Source organism: Bacillus sp. N6, assembly GCF_052805735.1.
The window spans coordinates 3,015,149-3,036,456 of sequence record NZ_CM127843.1 but is presented as its reverse complement, the minus strand read 5'-3'; the positions used below and the strand labels follow the sequence as shown (position 1 = coordinate 3,036,456).

Below are 21,308 nucleotides of genomic sequence, written 5' to 3'. Positions count from 1 at the left end.
TTCCTCCAAGACATGAATACCTACATATAAATTTCATATTACGGATATTATTCGATCAAACATTAAACTATTCAGAAAGGAAGAATAAGATGGAATGCATAAAAATGCCGAAATGGAATTGGTATCATGTGAAAACTAGTGAACTTGAAAAACTTTCTTCTATAATCCCTCCTGATGTAACATCTTATTTCTCTCAATTTGTAAAAAAAATAAGTTCTCCTTGTGAAAATGGATTATATGTTTATACGTTTTCACCAAGTCAAACTTGTGTATATGGTTCGTTTTTATATGATCAAGATAAAAAGGACGCCAAAATCCAAAAGTTTCTTCATTATTTCGTAGCGCATGGAATACTGATAACGGTCCAGGAAAAAGAGGAAGAGGATTTACAAAAATTACTACATAATTTCCCTATAGGTATAAAAAATTGTAATAGTTCCGCTGAAGGATTATGTGCCATCTTATCAATGTTTATATCTCACTATTTACGAAAGGTTGACTATTTTGAAAACAATTTCAGAAATGTATTATGGGATTTTTATCATCATAATAACATAGCAGTTTTAGAAAGAATTTATCATATTCGTCATGAATTATTTATGAACACACATGTGTTTCGCTTAATACAAGAAGTGTTACAAGGCTTGGAGGAAGCTTGGCTAGAAAACCTAACAAACACCCTTTGTTATAAACAAACACACGTAAAATTAGAGCGTGGATTACAACTCGTTAAAGAGTACCAAGAAGAATTAGACACGATAATTCATTTACAAGAAGTTGTTTCTTCTCATCGTGGGAATGAAATTATGAAAGCTCTTACTGTATTAACTGCTGTAAGTACGCCTTTGACAGCCTTAGGAGCATTATGGGGTATGAATTTTAAATACATGCCTGAACTAGAATGGAAATATAGCTATTTAATCGCTCTCTTATTTATTATTTTCACAACAGCGGGTATGTATATGTATATGCGATTCAAAGGATGGACAGGTGACTTATTACGAGTAAAGAAAAAGAAATCTTTTTTTAAATCTAATTAATCCTGTTTATAAAAAATATGATAGATATATGGTTTGTAATATTTGTTAATTGAGATAGCACCATATCCCCATCAAGTTAAAGTTTTGATGTCCTCGCAATGATAAAAATGGTGAATATTTATATGAAAGATTAGAGCCCTCCTTCTTGTAGGAGGGCTCTAATCTTTGTTAAAAAAACTATATCATATACTTGGGGGGGCAGACTCATCATCTGAAATTTGTCCGAATTCAATTTAGAATATGGCAAAAGAGAACTTGTGATTAAAAACAAGCTCTCTTTAAAAGAAATAACGTAATTGAGATACTTATATATTAACAATTGTTTTCTTCTAATTCCATATGTCATATGTTGAGAAATAAATTATAAATGGATTGATAAAGCTAAAATGAATGATTGACATAATATTTTGACGATAATATAATGAATCTCGAATTCAAGATAACTTGTAAAGGATTGGTAATTATGAGCGTGATTAACGATGAGAGCTTATCTTTAAAGTTATTTGTTATATTATCTAGGGCAATACAGTCAATTACTAAGCGTATTGAAGAGGATATAAAAAGTTATGGACTTAATCCAACAGAATTTGCAGTGCTTGAGCTACTGTATAGTAAAGGCGATCAGCCTATACAAAAAATTGGAGACAAAATATTACTTGCAAGTAGTAGTATCACGTATGTAGTGGATAAGTTGGAAAAGAAGAGGTTCTTAATACGAAAACCATGTCCTAAAGACCGCCGTGTCACGTATGCGTCAATTACTTCAGAAGGTATTGAACTAATGGATATTATTTTTCCTCAGCATAAAGAGGCGATTCAGCAAATATTTGGTGGTTTGGACTATATTGAGAAAAAAATAATAATCGAAAAGTTGAAAAAAATAGGGTATTATGCACTAGAACTATAAATCTTTAGAAATATATCTCGAATTAGTAATGTCCTAATTAAATATAATTTAAATAAATAGGAGGAAAAATTAATAAATGGTAGTAAATTTATTATAATACAAAATGAATAAAGCGTGTAATTTCAATCGGTATAATATGAAATAAAGTTGTTATGTTAACGTATACATATCGTCCTTTAAATTATAAATCTTTCATAAAGCGGAGAGTGGGTATCAAGAATGGAATTACGTCATTTAGAGTATTTTATTCAAGTTTGTAATAATAATAGTTTCACTAAAGCTGCGGAAGTTCTAGGTATTTCACAGCCGACTTTAAGTCAACAAATACGAGTTTTAGAAGGTGAACTTGATACACCCTTGTTTCATCGAGTTGGAAGAGGTATCAAAATGACAGAAGCGGGTAAGCTGCTATTTGATAAAGGAAAATTTATCATGCAACAATTTGATGACGTTTATAATGAAATTTTTGAATTAAAGGGTGTAAAAAGAGGTGTGATTACTATAGGAGGTCTATTAGAGGATCTCACTTATTTAACACCTTATATTATGAAGTTTCAACAACATTATCCCAACATTGTAGTAAAGATCATAGAATCCGAAGTTGCTGTAAATCAAATCGTTGACAAAAATATTGATTTCGGGATTACACGTAGTGCTCAAATTCCAGACACATTAACAAACACCCTTTTGTATAGTGAAGAGCTCGTCCTTGTCATTCCAAAAAATCATCCTTTGAATGATAAATCATTTGTTTCTTTTCGAGAATTAGTGGGGCTCAGTAGAGTAATGGTTTCATGTAGTTGTCGTGAATCTATTAAGATATATTGTGAGAGTTTAGGGTTATCTTTATCTGAAGCAAATATAGAAACAAAATCTTCTATTTCTCTATTGAGCCTTGTATACAATGGACATGGGGTTGCCATAATACCTCTTTCACTGGTTAACTTTGTTAATAATGATACTTTGAGCATAGTTCGTATTACTGATCCAACACCAAGTCAAGATATTAATCTTATACACTTTGATGATAAATTTTTAAGTTTTGCAGCACGCATCTTTATGCAGAAGTTAAATGGTTCTCAAAAAGTATCAGTGTAATAGAAATAATAATGATTCTAGTGTAACAATTGAAAAAATTAAAATCTATATTAAAGTCAAAGGACAGTGGGGTTATATGTGTGGTGTAGTCGATCAAAAAGGGGGATACCATTGACTTTTAATTAAGGAAAAAAGACAGAGTTTGCAAGGAGAGAAGGCTATCAAAAACAAGTTAAGTTAATCAATCAATTCTTTGGTCTTATCGCATAGTAACAGATTCCATGTAGGGATATACACTGCTATTTTGAATCTACATATCCTTATTGTAGAAAGAAAACCACCGGCATTATACCGGTGGTTTTGATTTAGAAAGCAAAGCAAGTACAACCAATCCCCCATTTAGTTCCATCTTTTCCTATTACGGTATGAGTGTGTTGATGGAGAGGGTTACTACAACTATGTAACTTGTTATCATGGGAATCGTGAGAAAGTATAGTGTTGGCTAGGTTAGCACCACCATAACCATAAACGCCCGTCGGTGACCAATCAGGTGATGCTGGCGGCAATTCAGGTGATAAGTTTTTAAATTCATCATTTCCATAAACAACCTGCCCGCCCATAATGGTGAGTAATGATTCAAGGTCTTTGATTTCTTCTTCTGGCACAGTAAAGTAGTCAGCAGATAATACAGCAATATCAGCAAACTGACCTACTGTCAGGGTTCCCTTTTTACCTTCATCACCAGAGAACCACGCACTTCCTTTTGAATATAATTCCAGGGCTACTTTTCTATCAAGTTTATTTTTTTCATCGTATATGGAAAGCCCACCAATGGTTTTTCCGGCAACCATCCAGTAAAGGGCGACCCAAGGGTTATAGCTGGAAACCCTGGTTGCATCACTACCGGCACCAACAGGTATACCAAGGTCTAACATACGATAAATCGGAGGAGTATGCTTTGCAGCTTCCTTTCCGTATAAGTCAACAAAGTATTCACCTTGAAAAGCCATGCGGTCTTGGATGGCAATACCGCCATTTAAAGCCTTAACACGTTCCATACTACGATCTGAGATTGTTTCTGCATGATCAAACCACCAGCGTAGCCCATTAAAAGGAATTTCTCTGTTAACTTCCTCAAATACATTTAAGAAACGTGTGATTGACTCGTCATAAGTTGCATGTAAACGGAATGGCCAACGGTTTTCCACCAAGAGAGAAATTACTTTCTTTAAGTCGGCTTCCATTACTGTAGCTAGTTCGGGCCGTGGCATTTGAAATTTTTCAAAATCGGCTGCCGAGAATACTAACATTTCTCCGGCACCATTCATTTTATACTTATCATTTCCTTGACCAGGAGAAACAATTTTTGCCCATGAAGCAAAGTCTTCATATTCATGATTAGGATTTTGCGTAAATAGATTATAAGCAATACGCAAAGTTAATTGTTCCTTCTCGGCTAAATGTTCAACAACTTTGTAGTCATCAGGGTAATTTTGGAAACCACCACCTGCGTCGATGGCGCTTGTAATACCTAATCTATTTAATTCACGCATAAAATGGCGAGTTGAGTTAATCTGGTCGTCAAGATTAAGTACTGGAGCTTTACCCAAACTTGAATAAAGAATAGAAGCGTTAGGGTTAGCAATTAAAAGGCCCGTTGGATTACCTCTTTTATCCCGCTGAATTAAACAGCCTGGAGGGTCTGGGGTATCTTTCGTGTATCCCAATGCACGTAGCCCTGCACGATTTACAAGTGCTCTATCGTAAAGATGTAGCACAAAGACAGGCGTGTCTTCAGAAACAGCATTAATCTCTTCTAATGTTGGCATCCGTCTCTCTTTAAATTGAAATTCAGACCAACCTCCAACTACTCTTACCCACTGAGGAGCAGGTGTACGCCTTGCCTGTTCTTTGAGCATTTCTAGAGCAATAAAAAGTGATGGCACGCCTTCCCAACGTAATTCCATATTATAATGCAGACCACCACGAATAACGTGTATATGAGAGTCATTCAGGCCTGGAATAGCTCTCTTTCTTTTTAGGTCTATTTTTTTTGTTTTTTCCGTGGCACTATTAAGAATCTCATCTCCACCTACTGCAGTGACTAAACCATCAGTTATGGCGATAGCAGATACCTCAGGCTGAGAAGGGTCAAGGGTAGTAATTTTTCCGTTATATAAGATCATATTCGGTAAATTCATGTTCACACCTCGTCTACTTTCTATTATTTTGTAACCATGGATGAAATAATTTACCGAAAATCGGCATGACTACCCATGATAGCAAGGACACTATACATACAGAAACAAAAAAAGCTGACATAATAGGATTCATATGTTTTATAATAGGTCCTATCACTTTAGGAACTAACATGCTAAGAGGCCATACACCCAGAAGGGTAACGATAGACATTTTCCATTTTGGAGGTGGAACTGGCGTTTTCGGAGTAACAAACCAATAAGCCAAACTGCTTTCAGTTTTATAAGTTGGATTAGTGGCTTGAAATTGCTCGGCCGTTTTTAACAAATCCCGGCGAACATCTGATTCTTGCCAAGCACGTAGATGCTCATACGTATCAAAGCGAAAAATAACAGTATACTCTCTGGATTCGTTACTTGGGACTATTAGATTTACACCTAAATGTCCTGGGAATTTAGTAGCCGCAGCCTCAATTTCATGTCTCCATGTTTCAAACTGTTTTTCTCTACCTTCTTGAATTTCCCATGTAACAATCGTTGTTACTGGATTGCCAGCATCCATCGTGTTCCCTGTATAAGTCTCTTCGACAGCTACTCCTTCTTGTTTCATATCTTCCTGCTTGGAAGCGCGCCATGCACCATAGTATATGCGTATTCTACACCTTGACCATAAGCACCAGTGTGTTCCTTTACAATCTCCATTACAGCATCATAAGTGTCCTTGTGTGCCCAGTCACGTTGGTATTCAAGTAAAACTTGAATTGCTGTCACTGGAATTGCACCAGCTTGTTCTACACGACGCATAGCAGCGTTATGTGCTGTCAAACTAGTACCACCTGAAGCATCATCAACTGCATATACCTCATAGCCAGCTTTAATTGCTTCAAGCACAGGGAATGCAAGGCAAACTTCAGTCCAAAGTGCTGCAAATATTAATTTCTTTCTACCGGTTGCTTTAACTGCCTCAACAAATTTCGGATCTTCCCAAGAGTTCATTGAACTACGTTCTATAATTTCATGGTTTGGGAATATATCAAGAATTTGTGGCCAAAAATAACCAGAAAAGCTGCGTGTTTCAACTGTAGTAAGAATAGTAGGTACGTTAAAAGTTTTTGCTGATTTAGCAAGCAGCATAACGTTATTAATCAATGTTTGTCTATCAATACTTGCAACTCCAAAAGTCATTTGAGGTTGAAAATCAATTAAAATTAAGGCACTGTTCTCCGGATTTAACAATTCTAAATTACTCATAATAAAACGCTCCTTTTTCAATTGTTTATTGAAAGTAATGTATCTTCTGTCAATTAAAGCTCTGCTATACTTTTTAATTTAAATTTAGTGCTGATTTAATCAGCACTAAATTTATACTATCTACTTTAAAAAAGGTGATTTAAAGCTATTTCCTTGAGATACATCTATGCATTTTGTTTACTAAGATCTCGCTGCGCGCCCATATAGCTTCCAATTATATTTTGATAGCCTGGAAGATTGCTAGCAAGCAAATTGCCAAAACCTTCGACATCGTTGCGCCAATCGCGTTGTAATTCGCAAGCTACGCTAAACCAGTTCATAAGTTGCACACCACTATGTGCCATACGAGTATTTGCAGCATCTGCAACTTGTTTACTGAAAGTTCCTGAAGCATCAGTAACAGCAAATACTTCATATCCAGCTTTTAAAGCGGAAAGTGCAGGGAAAGCAACACAAACGTCCGTAACTACGCCCGCGATGATAAGTTGCTTTTTTCCAGTTCCTTCGATTGCTTTTACAAAATCATCATTATCCCATGCGTTAATTTGTCCAGGTCGAGCTATTTTTGGTGCATGAGGAAAGAGATCAACCAATTCTTGCATTAAAGGTCCATTAGGCCCGTTTTCGAAACTTGTTGTTAAAATAACTGGTAAATCAAAAAACTTAGCAGTATGAGCAAGAGCTAAAACATTGTTCTTGAATTCATCAACACCATAGTCACGTACTAGTCCGGACATAAGACCAGTTTGATGATCTACTAAAAGCACAACAGCATCATCTTTGTTAATACGAGAATAGAGATCAGTCATTATGTATTCCTCCTAAAAATTAAGTAATCGAAGAAAGTTTAAATAGTCGAATACTATCATAAGTTTCTTCGTTTATAACTAAGCTGACCAATAATATTGGTTATAGCAGCATTCACAGAACATGAAGTGCTATACAAATTTATAGTATTTGAAAACTGATTCGTTAATCAATTCTAAATTATCTATAATTCATATAGGTCGTAACTATAGTTGTTTTCACTATAAAATAGATTGGTTTTACCTATACATCCTATAGATAGAACAATATTGATAGTCACCTATTTTTGTTATTACAATTGAATAGGAGTAATGTTCAGTAATTATTTTATGATGAAAAAGGTATTAGAGGGGGGATTGTTCCAAAAGGAGAAAATGAATGCATTGGAACAATAGAGTTTCATACTTAGAGTTCACAACATAAACGTGCATGAATAGGTTATGAGATTCATCCGGATTATTGAAGAAAAGGATACATATTAGAATATTTTTTGGAGGTAGAAGCATGGCTAAAATTACTGTAGGAACCGAAAATCAAGAACCAATTGAGATATATTATGAGGATTATGGCACAGGAAAACCAGTTGTACTAATTCATGGTTGGCCGTTAAGTGGTCGATCTTGGGAATACCAAGTTCCCGCTCTTGTTGAGGCTGGATACAGAGTTATAACATATGATCGTCGAGGATTTGGACAATCATCTCAGCCGTGGGAAGGGTATGAATATGATACCTTTACTTCTGATTTACATCAACTATTAGAACATTTAGAGCTTCAAAATGTCACACTTGTTGGTTTTTCTATGGGTGGAGGCGAAGTAGCCCGGTATATTAGTACGTATGGAACAGATCGTATTGAAAAGGCTGTTTTTGCTGGAGCAGTACCTCCATATTTATACAAATCAGAGGATCATCCTGAAGGGGCATTAGATGATGCAACAATTGAAGCATTCAAAAGTGGTGTGATAAATGACCGCCTTGCATTTCTTGATGAATTTACTAAGGGATTTTTCGCGGCTGGTAATCGAACAGATTTAGTTAGTGAGCCATTCCGTTTATATAATTGGGATATTGCAGCCAGTGCATCACCTAAAGGAACACTTGATTGTATTACCGCCTTTAGTAAGACAGATTTTAGAAAAGACTTGGAGAAGTTTAATATACCTACTCTTATTATTCACGGTGATTCTGATGCAACTGTACCATATGAATATAGTGGGAAATTAACACATGAAGCAATTCCTAATTCTAAAGTAGCCTTAATAAAGGGTGGTCCACATGGGCTAAATGCAACGCATGCTAAAGAATTTAATGAAGCACTCCTATTATTTTTAAATGACTGATTACAACTATATAATTGTTAATTGATAAATTATAAACAAGTAAAAAATAAAGCTTTATAAAAGATGCTCTTGGATAAATCCAGGAGCATCTTTTTAAATGGTGATATTGAGATGTTAGGTTGATAAATCCCTATTAATTTTGGATTGAATACTCTTCTTAACAGCTAAAATATATTGATTAGAGTTTTTTAGATTTCTTAGAAGTATTGTTATATTACTATCAAGATAATATTTTGAATAATCCTCAAAACAAAGAAATATACATTTTTTTGAGGAAGAAATATCTTGTCAGAAAACAATAAAATCTTATTAATTTTTATAATTGGTAGAATTTTTGTGGAAATAATTCTCTTAATATATTAAAATAACATCGTATTATGTCAGATTTTAATTAGGGGAGAGAAATTTTATGTTGAAAAAAATCATTCCAGTTGCTTTAGCATTAAGTACAGTTACTTTTACTAGTGTATTTGCTGCACCTTCAATCCAAGCAAGTACAGAACAAAACCGTTACATAGATGTACAAATGCTCGGTATTAACGATTTTCATGGGCAACTAGACACAGTAAAAAAAATTAACAATAAAGATGCAGGGGGAATTGAGTACTTAGGGGCTTATTTACGTGATCGTGAAAAACAAAATCCGAATACATTAAAAGTACATGCTGGCGATGTTGTTGGAGCAAGTACTCCTGTTTCAGCATTATTACAAGACGAACCTACGATTGAATTTCTAAATGATTTGAAATTCGATGTTGGAACGATAGGAAATCATGAATTTGATGAAGGTGTTGAAGAAATGAACCGCCTTATTTATGGTGGATACCATGAGAAAACAGGAAATTTTAAAGGAGCAAAATTCCCATATGTTGCTGCAAATTTCTATAATAAATCCACCGGTCGTTTATTTTTACCACCATTCACTATAAAAAAGGTACAAGGAGTTCCTGTTGGATTTATCGGAGTCGTAACAACGGATGTTCCTAACCTTGTTATGCCTACTATGCTAAAGAATGTAGAAATTACAGATGAAGTTGAAGCTATTAACAAATCCGTAAAGCAATTAAAAAAACTAGGCGTTAAATCTATCGTTGTTCTTGCACATAACGGAGGTATAACAGATGGGAACGGCGTAACAAATGGTGATATCGTCCGATTAGCAAATGAGACTGATCCAGAAGTCGATGTTATTTTTGGTGGCCATAGCCACACCTATGTAAATGGAACTGTTAATAATAAACTTGTCGTACAAGCAAATTCATATGGTATGGCTTTTGCTGATGTTGATGTAAAGATTGATCGTAAGACACAAGACATTGTTGAAAAAAAAGCAGAAATTGTTACAACTTACCATGAAGGCATGGAGCCTGATAAAAAAATAAAGAAGAAGATGGAGAAATATCAAGCAAAAATCGCACCTCTTGTTAATGAAGTTGTAGGTAAGTCTATTGCTCCACTAGATCGCAAACTCAATACGGCTGGTGAATCTACTCTGGGAAATTTGGTTGCTGATGCCCAGCGTACAACAATGCAATCCCAAATTGCACTTATGAATCCTGGTGGTATTCGTAATGACTTAGATGCTGGTGATATTACATGGGGAGAGATATATGGTATTCAACCATTCGGAAATCAATTAATAAAAGTAAATTTAACAGGTCAAGACATTCGTGATATTTTAAATCAACAATGGCAAAAAGATATAACAAGAATGCTTCAAATTTCAGGGATCCAATACACTTGGGATGCGAACAAGCCTAATGGAGAAAAAGTAACAAGTATTCGCCTAACAAATGGAGAAGAAATTAATCCTTCTAAAACTTACAGCGTCGTTGCGAACGCATTTCTAGCGTCAGGTGGAGATGGATTTGTATCCTTTAAAAACGGTAAAGATGCTGAAACAGGACCAACTGATTTTGAAGCATTAGTAGATTATATAAAAAAATCAAAAGAACCAATTCAGTCTATTATTGATGGAAGAATTCAAAAAATAAATTAGTTTTTTATTAATCTCAAAAACAAATAGATTACCTGTACGCTATACTTCTTAATGTGCAGGTAATCTATTTTTTGTGGCTTTGAAATAAATCTTACCGTGGTCAATGAATATACTGTATAGATACAGAGTGCCGAAAAAAAGTGAAGTAAACAAAAGTCGATATCCTGAACGTATAGGGGGGGCTTTTTTGAAAAAACGGGAAATAGCGAACATCAAATAGGCTTAACGATGGATGCTAAAGATGCAAATAATGAATTAGAGTTATGGTGTGCTAAGACGAAGGAAGGGAAGTGGCCGAAAGAAAATACGCATCGTGCAGGATATATCATTTGTTATCCAAAAGAATAAAGAAATATGACTGTTTATGCGTATGAGCCTTGGCATATTCGCTATGTAGGAGATATTGCTAAAAAATATATAAGGAAAAACTAACTTTAGAGGAATATATGAGATAAGAAAGCCACAGTGAATTAAAAATCTGTATTTTTTGTTTAGGGAATAGTATTTTATAAAATAGTAGGGTACTTTATTTTAATAGATGCAAAAACTGCCTATCTAAAAATTTGATAGGCAGTTTTTTTACTTTTTGGCACAAAGTGAAATGATTTTATCATGTTTATACATATAGAAAAGGTAATTATTCCAAACACCAATCATTGTCCCTCATTATTAGCAATAGGATAGTTACTTAAGGATAAAAAAGAATTCGCCAACTTTTGTGCAAAATGTAATGGGGGCTCTACAGATTGGATATGAATATACATAATTAAGGGATCCATGTACAGCCAGTGATTATGTAAAGCACTGACAATAATTCCTTGTTGTATAATTGATCTCATAAATGCAGGAATCTCTTCTTGTAGAACAGCGATTTCACCTAAATTTAATGCATTACCATTTTGATCCAATGATTCAAAACTTACTCCGACGGGTACTACATTGGTACTCCGTTTTCCTTGAACAAGCACGCTAAAATCGCGGTGAAAAGACACCGAACAACCACTTTGACTTATTTTACTTTTTCCTTTAAGTATTGTAGCAAATTGTTCACAAATGAAATTAAGATTGTGCATAAATTCAATCCCTTTCTCGTACAAAATTGTATAATTGGAGATTTGAATGTTTATTTTAAAAGAAATACAAGCTATAGTACTTGGATATTCGGAACTTTGTTGGAGCTGATTAATGTATCCGAGTTATTAAACTTACGATTTATGATAGTCTGTTCGAGATGTTATTATAAAAAATTCACAAAGTATGCACTTATATGTTTTTAGTTTATGTAGATTAAATAAATATATATTTAAATTTGAATGATAAAACTAGAAAAACAACGTTGAGAAAATAACCAATAATATTTTATTTTCTATAAAAAAACACTACTAAAAAATGAGTTCCAAAATACCGTACCTATTCACGAAGAATTTAGTTGTTTCTCCCTGTATCTATTTATATTTTTCGGTATAGAAAACAATTCCTATGAATACAGAGGGAAATTCTTTAAGGTTTTCTTAGAATTTAGTAACGGTCATTTTAACCAAAATTTTCATAGAAATACCTTTAAAAAGAACGTTAGTTCGTATATAATAAGAACAAATGTTCTTTTTGTTAGGAGTGATAACCTTGTATGATTATTCTCTTTTACCGAATCGTATTATTCTTTGTGTAGACCTTCGTAGCTTTTATGCAAGCGTATCATGTATTAAAAAAGGACTTGATCCAAGATATACAAAATTGGCTGTCGTAGGGGATGTGAATCAGAGCGGATCAATTGTATTAGCAGCAACACCGCCATTAAAAGCGTTAGGAATAAAGAAGATGGCTCGTTTGTACGAAATACCGAAGCGACCAGATATTATTATTGTGAATCCAATTATGCATACGTATATGAAGTGTTCAACTTTCATAACGGGTTTGGCTTTGCAATATGTCGCACCGGAAGATTTTCATCAATATAGTATCGATGAATTTTTTATGGATATGACTGCAAGTATTCATTTGTTTGCCAGTAATCCGCGCGAATTCGCATTAAAGTTTAAGCGAGAAATATATGAACGTACAAGGATTGAAAGTACGATTGGTATTGGGCCTAATTTATTATTAAGTAAAGTAGCGATGGATGTGGAAGCGAAAAAGAATAGGGATGGAATAGCGCAGTGGACGTATGACGATATACCCGAGAAGTTATGGAGTATTAGACCGCTCAGTAAATTTTGGGGTATATCGTATAAAACAGAAATGAAATTGAATCGAAAAGATATACATACCATTGGAGAATTAGCTCAGTATCCTTTGAAATATTTAAAGCAATCATTCGGTGTAATAGGCGAAGAATTACATCTACATAGTAACGGAATTGATTTTAGTAGAATAGCAGAAAAATACGTTCCAGTGACAACATCTATAGCGAAAAGCCAAATATTATTGCGTGATTATTCGGTAGAAGAGTTCATAGTTATTTTATTAGAGCATATAGAAGAGGTTTGTTATAGGTTGAGATGAGAAAAGAAATGCGCGCAAACAATTCATTTTTCAGTTGGATATAGCAAGAAATACGGTGGGGGAATAAAAAAGGCACATACGTTAAATAGAGCAACAAACTTAACGATGGATATTTATAATGTTTGTACATATTTTTTATATGAGCGCCATACAGGAGAGCCGATTCGATCAGTAAGTGTTTCATTAACAAACCTTATTAATGAAGGGGAAGAGCAAATTTCGCTTTTCGATAACATTATACAAAGAGAAAAAGAAATACGATTAACGAAAGTTATGGACGAAATTCGAACACGATTTGGTAAGAACAGTATTTTACGTGGGATTTCTTACACAAGCGTCGCAACAGCAAGATATAGAAACACATTATTAGGAGGGCACAAATCGTGAAGAATGCTAATATGCCAAAAGGAAGAGGTATGGTAAAGTGGCAACCGTTTGCCAGTATGCCGGAGCAGTTCGCAGTTATTAAAGAAATGATAAAGGAGCAAACGAAAGCCTCGCGTCCAATTGTAACACAAGATGCAAAAGAAATGATTGAAAATAAGCTATTAACTTCATTTTTAGGTGAGGAAGAGGTTTTACTTACATATTATAAAGATGGTTATTTATATAAAAATTACATAACAGTAGTGGATATTAATCCATTAATGGAGACGATTACTTGTACCGATGCTTTTCATAATCAAAGAATGTTAAAGTTTGGTGATGTAATTGAGGTTGATTAGAATACTTTTCTATGCAGTAGGTTTATTTTTAGCAGTCTACTGCATAGAAAAATAAAAGGTTCAGTCACATAACAATTTTCAAGGTTTTAAAATAACTTTAATACAATCATCTTCACGATTATTAAAAATCTGATAACCGTAGCTCGCTTCTTCAAGGGGAATTTTGTGTGTAATAATCTCTTTTGGATCAAATTCTTTATTTGTTATTTTTTCAAATAGTTCCGGCATAAAATGAATGACAGGTGCTTGTCCCATTTTAAGATTAATATTTCTAACCCAAAATGCCCCAAGTGGAAAGGCGTTATAATTGCCACCATAAACGCCGGTCATTTGAACCGTTCCATATTTCCTTACGGCTTTCGTAGCGATTTGAATAGGACCGAGAGTTCCACCTTGTAATTTCAATTTTTGTTCCAGAAATTCTAGAGGCGATTTTTTTCCATCCATCCCCACACAATCAATAACTACATCAGCACCGCCATGTGTAATTTCCTTTAAATGTTCTCCCATATCGGGGAATTTTGTAAACTCAAATACCTCAACATTGTTAATCTTTTTTGCATAATTCATCCGATAATCTAAGTAATCCACTGCAATTACACGTTTAGCACCTTGCATCCAAGCGAATTTTTGTGTCATTAATCCAACAGGTCCACAACCAAGGACGATAACAGTATCACCTGGCTTAACGCCTGCGTTTATTACACTCCAATAGGCTGTTGGTAAAACATCTGATAAAAATAGTAGGGATTCATCTTCAAGTTCGCATGATTCCGGTATAACAAATGGAGTGAAATTACCAAATGGAACTTTTAAATATTCTGCTTGTCCTCCTGGATGATTACCAAATTTCTCTGTATAACCAAAGTATCCACCAGAATCGTAATGAGGGTTTGAGTTATCACATTGACTTTCCATTTCATGTTGGCAATAGAAACAATGTCCACAAGAAACGTTGAAGGGGATGACAACACGATCGCCTTTTTTCACTCTAGTGACATCTGGCCCGACTTCTTCAACGATTCCCATTGGTTCATGGCCGATAATGTATCCTTGAGGTAAGGGCATGTTGCCTTGATATAAATGTAAATCAGAACCACAAATAGCGGTTGAAGTAATTCTTACTATAATATCATCTTTTTTTTCTAATTTTGCATCATCCACTTGTTTAACCTGTACTTGGTTTGGTCCTTGATAGGTTACAGCTTTCATCTCATATCTCCTTTTGAATTATGTCTCAAAACATAATTTTATTTAATCTCTTGGTGAAATAGAAATCTTTCTTTTATTTACTGAAGGGAATTAGAAAGTATACATAGTGTTGTTATGAAAGTATGTTATATCAGTTATTCTTTCTTATATGTTTTGCCCTACTTTAAGAAAAAAATCAATTTTTATTCACAATACAATTACCAGAAAAAGGATAATTGTTTTTTCATAATTTGTAGCATATTAACAACATCGGAGGTGAAACAATATGGCAAACAATAATAGTGGAAGTCGTAATGAATTATTAGTTCGAGGCGCTGAACAAGCTCTTGATCAAATGAAATATGAAATTGCACAAGAGTTTGGTGTACAACTTGGTGCAGATACAAAAGCTCGTTCAAACGGATCTGTTGGTGGTGAAATTACAAAACGTTTAGTAGCATTGGCAGAACAACAACTTGGTGGTAGAGCTAACCGCTAAGTAAATTGGCATAAAATATAGCAAATATGTAAATCAATTTCTTTTGTGTATTCATAAAAATAAAAAACCTTATATTAAACAGATTCTCACTCAAAGATTATTGATAATCTTCTTTCATAATCTTTGAGTATTTAATTTGTAAACTACTTTCCTAAACAATAAACACGCAGTGTTGGAAAGGTGTTTTCCATGCATAGTAGAAAATCCTTTGCAGGAAAAAGCATACTTAAAAATTTGATTTCAATATTGAAATCAATATTTATTTTGATATTTTCGAAAGGTAGGAATTTAAAAATGGGTATATTAAGTGGAAATCCTCAAAATGAACCTTTACATTACGGAGAAGTATTTGACATTTGGAGTTATCTTCTTGCTGCACAGGGTGCAATTGCAAGTCATCAAGTATTTATGAATCACACAGGTGATGAAGATTTGAAGAAGTTTTTAGAAGGCTTAATTGAAAATGATATAAATTCGGAAATAGAAGAATTAAAAGCTCTTTTAAAGATTAATGGGGTCGCTTTACCGCCTGCTCCTCCAGAACGACCAGTTGCATCTATCGAAGACATTCCTCCTGGAGCACGTATTAATGATGCTGAAATTGCTGCTGCTGTTTCTGCAGGGCTAGCAGCTGGACTTGTGACATGTAGTCAAGTAATGGGAAAATGCCTTCGAGAAGATGTAGGCATGTTATTTGGACAATTTCATATGAAAAAAGCGCAGGCAGGTGTAACTCTGCTACGTTTAAGTAAGAAAAAGGGATGGGTAGTTCCACCTCCATTACATGTAAGAAATTCTGATCAAGCGTAATAAACAAAAATAAAAAAGTGGCGTTGGCCACTTTTTTATTTTTTAGATGTATCCTCAAGCTTGGATTTATTTATTGTGGAAGAATTTATATATTCATCTGACATTTCCATAGCATATTTATCATGTTGAATATGATTGTGATTTGTTAATTCATCTTCGTTACGTAGCACTAGCCTCTTCATATAAATATGGAAGAAAACTTCTGTTCCACCAATAATTAAAGCGGCTATAAATGAAGAAAGTCCAATGTTACGAGTAGCATCTAAATTAGTAAACAAAGATGTTAGTAACCAAGTTCCGAAAAAGCTTAAGCCGAAATCTGCCATTGTAGCAATCATATTTCCGTATTTAGGTAAAATGAAGAGGTCTCCGATTAAATAGGCAGCTCCTGTCAGAAAAAGAGAAATTAGTAATACTCTAGGAATTGAAATGCCTTGAAAGATACTGAGCATGATTAGCAATACTGCAGTTATTGCTGTGTATTTAATTAATAAGGCAACAATATGTTTCATCATTTTCCTCCATTGTTTAAACGTATATGGAACACAATATTTCATTAAAAACGGATTATGCTTTTATATAGCGTAACCCGTTTTAATTACCCCTTAACGGTAAGAAGTACAACCTGGGTAAGAAGCAGGCTTATACTATGGATAGTATTTGTGGAATACCGAGCTTTATTCATAAAGGGGAGTTCCATTCTTATAATAGAGATGTTGCCTAAGTACAGTGTTTTTTTTATTAAACTTAATATTTTTTGATGTTTTGATTTTGCATTATATTTTGATTCATTAATATAAAAATAAACAAAGTATTTCCGCGTTTAATGCATCTTTTTATCTATATATTTTCCGTAATCAGGTACAGCAATTTTATCAAATTCTTGAACGAGTGTTTTGAGGCTTGTTGATAGCAATTCACCCGACATCGGTATCCCATGTCCAGTAACAGCGGTTAGAGGTTTTAACTTCTCTAGCTTAATAACTGACTCTTTAGCGGCTTTCCAGTCTGTTGTTAAATAACGAGGCGGACCGCTTATTTCCTGTTTTTGAGTTATTACTTTATACAGATACTCCTGTTTCACTGTAACAAAAGCGTCCCCAGCAATTAAAGTTTGGTCTTTTTCTCGGAATAATGAAATATGCCCTGGAGTATGTCCTGGTGTATGAATCCATCTAAACTCTGGCATATGGGGAACACTTCCATCGGTAGGTAGCGCTTTTACGTTATTTCCTAAGTCAATTGGTTCGTTTGGGAACAGAGGAGACATTTTCGCTACCATACCACCTTCAACTGTAGGGTCTGGTTCTAGATAGCTTTGTTGTCCAGTCAGGAACGGTAGCTCCATTTGATGTGCATAGACGGGAACATCCCAATATTTGATGAGTTCAATTATTCCCCCAACATGATCAAAATGGCCGTGAGTTAAAATGATTGCTTTTGGGCGGCTATTGGTACCAAATCGATCCTCAGTGATAGAGATAATTTCATTTGCACATTTAGGCATTCCAGCATCAACTAAAACAAATTCATTGGTCTCAGGATTTCCAACAAAGCATATATTGACGATTTGAATCGTGTAACAAAATAAATCACGTAATACTTCGATGCCGTGACCACTTTCAATTGAAGTTGCTGGAATAAACTTGTAATCACTTCCATAATTCATTTCATTGTCCAATTCTTCTCCCCCTTAATATATTTTAATACGACATTATAGTTCCCTAATCTTGAAAATTCATTTTGGTGAATTTGAGAAAAGAAGTAATGCGGGATTAAAAAACAATAATTTAGTCCTAGAATTAAGAGGGATTCATATCAATTTATATAAAGTGCAAACAAAAAATATTGCTTTTAAAGTCACAGATTCTACTATTTTTTGAGGCGAATTTATGGCTTAATAAAAGGTATATAAGGATATTAAAATGTGGGTTTATATAAAAAATAAATAACAAAGGTCGATAGAAATCCATTATGTCTAATGATTGCTTTTCATAATAAAAGAATGTTTAAGTTTGGTGATGTAATTGAAGTGAATTAGAGGAGAAATAGAAGTGATGATCTCTTCCTAACTTAATTATATCATGTAATTTACGTTCGAAATAGACTGTTTCTTCTCATTTACTACTGTTACAATCAAGAACACATGAATAGTAAGGAGAGGTGCCAAATGAGTTCTTTTGTTCTCAATTTTCAGGAAATAGAAAAAACGCAGCTTTTTCTCGTTGGTGGAAAAGGATTGAATTTAGGGGAGTTATCCAATATTCAAGGGATACAAGTGCCAGAAGGATTTTGTGTTACAACGGTAGGATATGAACAGGCCATCGGAAAAAATGGAGCGTTTCAAATTTTATTGAATCAATTAGCAATGCTAAAAATTGAGGAACGAGATCAAATTGGTGAAATTAGTAAGCAGATTAGAGAAGTCATTATGGCGGTGGAAATTCCAGTTGATGTAGTGGAATCAGTAGTGCATTATCTTTCGCACTTTGGCGATGAACATGCGTATGCAGTGCGTTCGAGTGCTACTGCTGAAGATTTACCGTATGCCTCGTTTGCTGGTCAACAAGATACGTATTTAAATATTATTGGAAAAGAAAACATTTTGCAGCATATTAAAAAATGCTGGGCTTCTTTATTTACAGATCGAGCGGTTATATATCGAATGCAAAATGGTTTTGATCATAATCAAGTTTCTATATGTGTTGTCGTTCAAAAAATGGTTTTCCCTGAGGCTTCAGGGATTTTATTTACTGCGGATCCGATTACTTCGAATAGGAAGGTGTTATCAATCGATGCCAGCTTTGGACTTGGCGAGGCGCTAGTATCTGGATTGGTTTCTGCCGATAATTATAGGGTAAAAGAAGACGAAATCGTCGAAAAGGTCATCGCAACGAAAAAATTAGCCATCTATGGACGAAAAGAAGGCGGAACAGTGACAAAGAAAATTGCTCCTAATCAGCAAAAAGTTCAAACACTTACTGAACAACAAATTTTACAACTAGCACGCATCGGAAGACAAATCGAAGCTTATTTTGGTTGTCCACAAGATATTGAATGGTGCTTAGTTGATGATACATTTTATATAGTCCAAAGTAGGCCGATTACGACTTTATATCCAATTCCAGAAGTAAATGATGGAGAAAATCACGTGTATATATCAGTTGGTCACCAGCAAATGATGACGGATGCGATGAAACCATTAGGTTTATCTTTTTTCCTGTTAACGACTAGTGCACCTATGTGTAAAGCTGGAGGAAGACTATTTGTTGATGCTACGCAAAGACTAGCTTCACCTGCTAGCAGAGATTACTTAATAAACACTTTAGGTAAATCGGATCCGCTCATACGAGATGCATTAACGACTGTAATTGAGCGAGAGAATTTTATTAAATTGTTATCGGATGATGAAAAAGAAAAGAATCTTAGTAAAAATGTGCCACCTGCAAGTTCGCAACAACAACCTGAAAACGATCCGGAAATCGTTACGAATTTAATAAAGAATAGTCAATCATCAATAGAAGAGTTAAAACGAAACATGCAAACGAAATCAGGGGTGGATGTACTTGATTTTATTTTAGAAGACATTCAGCAATTAAAGGAAGTATTATTTAACTCGCAAAGTATAGCTATTATTATGGCAGGTATGAATGCTTCATCATGGATTAATGAAAAGATGGAACAATGGCTAGGGGAAAAGAATGCAGCAGATGTACTTTCACAATCTGTACAACATAATATTACGTCAGAAATGGGGCTAGCTTTATTGGATGTGGCAGATGTGATCCGGCCGTATCCGGAAGTCATTATGTATTTACAGCATGTAGAAGATGACAGCTTTTTAGATGAATTAATTCAGTTTAAAGGCGGGAAAAAAGTTCGGGATGCAATCGATGCCTTTCTAAATAAATATGGAATGAGATGCAGCGGAGAAATCGACATTACGAAAACTCGCTGGAGTGAACAGCCAGCTACAATTATACCGATGATTTTAAATCATATAAGGGACTTTGAATATGGTGCTAGTAAACGGAAGTTTGAAGAAGGGCTGCAGGAAGCTTTGAAAAAAGAAGCAGAGCTGTTAGAGCGATTGCAGCACTTGCCGGATGGGGAACAAAAAGTAGAAGAGACGAAGAGAATGATTTGTAACCTCCGCAATTCCATCGGTTATCGTGAATATCCGAAATACGGCATGATCCATCGTTATTTCATATATAAGCAGGCATTACTGAAAGAAGCAGAGAAACTTGAGCAAAATAATGTTCTGGATGAAATAGAAGATATATACTATCTAACTTTTGAAGAACTTTACGAAGTCGTCCGCACAAATAAACTAGATTACAAGATTATTCATAAACAAAAAAATGAGTACAAATTATATGGAAAACTAACACCCCCGCGTGTTATCACGTCTGATGGAGAAATCATTACAGGTAAGTACAAACGTGAAAATCTCCCGGCTGAAGCAATTGTAGGTTTGCCTGTTTCTTCTGGAGTGGTTGAGGGGAGAGCACGCGTTATTTTAAATATGGAAGACGCGAATTTGGAAGATGGAGATATATTAGTTACGGCATTTACTGATCCTGGCTGGACACCGTTGTTTGTTTCTATAAAAGGGTTAGTCACTGAAGTCGGCGGGCTTATGACGCACGGAGCAGTGATTGCACGTGAGTATGGCCTGCCAGCAGTTGTTGGAGTAGAGAACGCTACGAAACTAATAAAAGATGGGCAACGAATTCGGGTACATGGAACAGAAGGATATATTGAAGTGCTATAGTTGTATTTTAGATAAATAAAGAAATCGTCCACTAAATATAGTGGACGATTTCTTTATGATTTTAATTGAAACGGAAGAATGAAATAAAAAGGAGCATATGATATACAGAGATTTTAATAGTTTTATCAACTTTCATCAATATTTTCTGAAATATTGATGAATCAGAATGTATGTTCATCTAAAACAAAGGATTTTTTCAAAAATATTACAAATTCAGACAATG

The 21,308-nt window shown here is 34.6% G+C and carries 17 protein-coding genes and 2 pseudogenes; 11 read left to right on the top strand and 8 right to left on the bottom strand.

Annotated features, from left to right (window positions below; genetic code table 11):
- Window positions 1-89: 89 nt before the first annotated feature.
- The 3 genes from ACUXVC_RS15625 to ACUXVC_RS15615 all read left to right on the top strand — a co-directional run bounded on the left by ACUXVC_RS15625 (window position 90) and on the right by ACUXVC_RS15615 (window position 3,045).
- Entirely contained in the window at window positions 90-1,040 is a 951-nt protein-coding gene (locus tag ACUXVC_RS15625; RefSeq protein ID WP_095690604.1) for a magnesium transporter CorA family protein, read from the top strand.
- A 463-nt stretch (window positions 1,041-1,503) separates the two neighbouring features.
- The gene (locus ACUXVC_RS15620) at window positions 1,504-1,947 is read left to right on the top strand and encodes a MarR family winged helix-turn-helix transcriptional regulator (protein WP_095690605.1); all 444 of its coding nucleotides are present in this window, start codon (window positions 1,504-1,506) and stop codon (window positions 1,945-1,947) included.
- A 219-nt stretch (window positions 1,948-2,166) separates the two neighbouring features.
- Complete coding sequence (locus ACUXVC_RS15615; RefSeq protein WP_095690606.1) at window positions 2,167-3,045, top strand: LysR family transcriptional regulator; 879 nt, start codon at window positions 2,167-2,169, stop codon at window positions 3,043-3,045.
- A 305-nt stretch (window positions 3,046-3,350) separates the two neighbouring features.
- Here the strand turns inward: ACUXVC_RS15615 and ACUXVC_RS15610 are convergent, their stop codons facing one another.
- The 4 genes from ACUXVC_RS15610 to ycaC form a co-directional block, all read right to left on the bottom strand.
- Window positions 3,351-5,186, bottom strand: a complete 1,836-nt coding sequence (locus ACUXVC_RS15610; protein WP_141558568.1) for an amidohydrolase — start codon at window positions 5,184-5,186, stop codon at window positions 3,351-3,353.
- Between the two features lie 13 nt (window positions 5,187-5,199).
- Window positions 5,200-5,793 (bottom strand): antibiotic biosynthesis monooxygenase, encoded by a 594-nt coding sequence (locus tag ACUXVC_RS15605; protein ID WP_000806856.1) that lies wholly within the window; start codon window positions 5,791-5,793, stop codon window positions 5,200-5,202.
- On the bottom strand, window positions 5,790-6,434 hold the full coding sequence (locus ACUXVC_RS15600) for a hydrolase (protein ID WP_000067162.1): 645 nt from the start codon (window positions 6,432-6,434) through the stop codon (window positions 5,790-5,792). Before ACUXVC_RS15600 ends, ACUXVC_RS15605 begins: the two co-directional genes overlap by 4 nt.
- 164 nt (window positions 6,435-6,598) lie before the next feature.
- On the bottom strand, window positions 6,599-7,243 hold the full coding sequence (gene ycaC / locus ACUXVC_RS15595) for an isochorismate family cysteine hydrolase YcaC (RefSeq protein WP_095690608.1): 645 nt from the start codon (window positions 7,241-7,243) through the stop codon (window positions 6,599-6,601).
- 502 nt (window positions 7,244-7,745) lie between these two features.
- Between ycaC and ACUXVC_RS15590 the strand changes: the two genes are divergently transcribed.
- From ACUXVC_RS15590 to ACUXVC_RS15580, 3 genes and pseudogenes are all read left to right on the top strand, one after another.
- A complete protein-coding gene (locus ACUXVC_RS15590) occupies window positions 7,746-8,582 on the top strand; it encodes a bromoperoxidase (protein WP_095690609.1) in 837 nt (278 codons plus the stop codon).
- Window positions 8,583-8,991: 409 nt separating this feature from the next.
- Window positions 8,992-10,581: a bifunctional metallophosphatase/5'-nucleotidase gene (locus ACUXVC_RS15585; RefSeq protein ID WP_446025747.1), complete on the top strand. Its 1,590-nt coding sequence runs from the start codon at window positions 8,992-8,994 to the stop codon at window positions 10,579-10,581.
- A gap of 183 nt (window positions 10,582-10,764) precedes the next feature.
- Window positions 10,765-11,036 (top strand): annotated as a pseudogene (locus ACUXVC_RS15580) (M15 family metallopeptidase); the annotation flags it as partial.
- Between the two features lie 198 nt (window positions 11,037-11,234).
- Here the strand turns inward: ACUXVC_RS15580 and ACUXVC_RS15575 are convergent.
- Entirely contained in the window at window positions 11,235-11,654 is a 420-nt protein-coding gene (locus ACUXVC_RS15575) for a DUF1259 domain-containing protein (RefSeq protein WP_095690612.1), read from the bottom strand.
- 550 nt (window positions 11,655-12,204) lie between these two features.
- Here ACUXVC_RS15575 and ACUXVC_RS15570 point away from each other — a divergent pair.
- A pseudogene (locus ACUXVC_RS15570) lies at window positions 12,205-13,470 on the top strand (Y-family DNA polymerase).
- Window positions 13,467-13,808, top strand: coding sequence for a YolD-like family protein (locus ACUXVC_RS15565; RefSeq protein ID WP_078400233.1), 342 nt, complete (start codon window positions 13,467-13,469; stop codon window positions 13,806-13,808). The pseudogene ACUXVC_RS15570 and the gene ACUXVC_RS15565 overlap by 4 nt, the downstream one beginning before the upstream one ends.
- Window positions 13,809-13,886: 78 nt before the next feature.
- On the opposite strand, the gene ACUXVC_RS15560 is transcribed toward ACUXVC_RS15565, so the two are convergent.
- Window positions 13,887-15,020, bottom strand: coding sequence for a zinc-dependent alcohol dehydrogenase (locus ACUXVC_RS15560; RefSeq protein ID WP_071731980.1), 1,134 nt, complete (start codon window positions 15,018-15,020; stop codon window positions 13,887-13,889).
- A 265-nt stretch (window positions 15,021-15,285) separates the two neighbouring features.
- Between ACUXVC_RS15560 and sasP the strand changes: the two genes are divergently transcribed.
- Both sasP and ACUXVC_RS15550 read left to right on the top strand, forming a co-directional pair.
- Window positions 15,286-15,498: a small acid-soluble spore protein, SasP family gene (gene sasP, locus ACUXVC_RS15555; RefSeq protein ID WP_095690614.1), complete on the top strand. Its 213-nt coding sequence runs from the start codon at window positions 15,286-15,288 to the stop codon at window positions 15,496-15,498.
- A 294-nt stretch (window positions 15,499-15,792) separates the two neighbouring features.
- Window positions 15,793-16,308, top strand: coding sequence for a DUF3231 family protein (locus tag ACUXVC_RS15550; protein WP_095690615.1), 516 nt, complete (start codon window positions 15,793-15,795; stop codon window positions 16,306-16,308).
- 35 nt (window positions 16,309-16,343) lie between these two features.
- On the opposite strand, the gene ACUXVC_RS15545 is transcribed toward ACUXVC_RS15550, so the two are convergent.
- Together ACUXVC_RS15545 and ACUXVC_RS15540 are read right to left on the bottom strand one after the other, a co-directional pair.
- On the bottom strand, window positions 16,344-16,820 hold the full coding sequence (locus ACUXVC_RS15545; protein WP_141241022.1) for a YndM family protein: 477 nt from the start codon (window positions 16,818-16,820) through the stop codon (window positions 16,344-16,346).
- Between the two features lie 311 nt (window positions 16,821-17,131).
- On the bottom strand, window positions 17,132-17,989 hold the full coding sequence (locus tag ACUXVC_RS15540) for an MBL fold metallo-hydrolase (protein WP_095690616.1): 858 nt from the start codon (window positions 17,987-17,989) through the stop codon (window positions 17,132-17,134).
- Between the two features lie 489 nt (window positions 17,990-18,478).
- On the opposite strand from ACUXVC_RS15540, the gene ppsA reads away from it, so the two are divergent.
- Window positions 18,479-21,085, top strand: a complete 2,607-nt coding sequence (gene ppsA, locus ACUXVC_RS15535) for a phosphoenolpyruvate synthase (protein ID WP_446025746.1) — start codon at window positions 18,479-18,481, stop codon at window positions 21,083-21,085.
- Window positions 21,086-21,308: the final 223 nt, after the last annotated feature.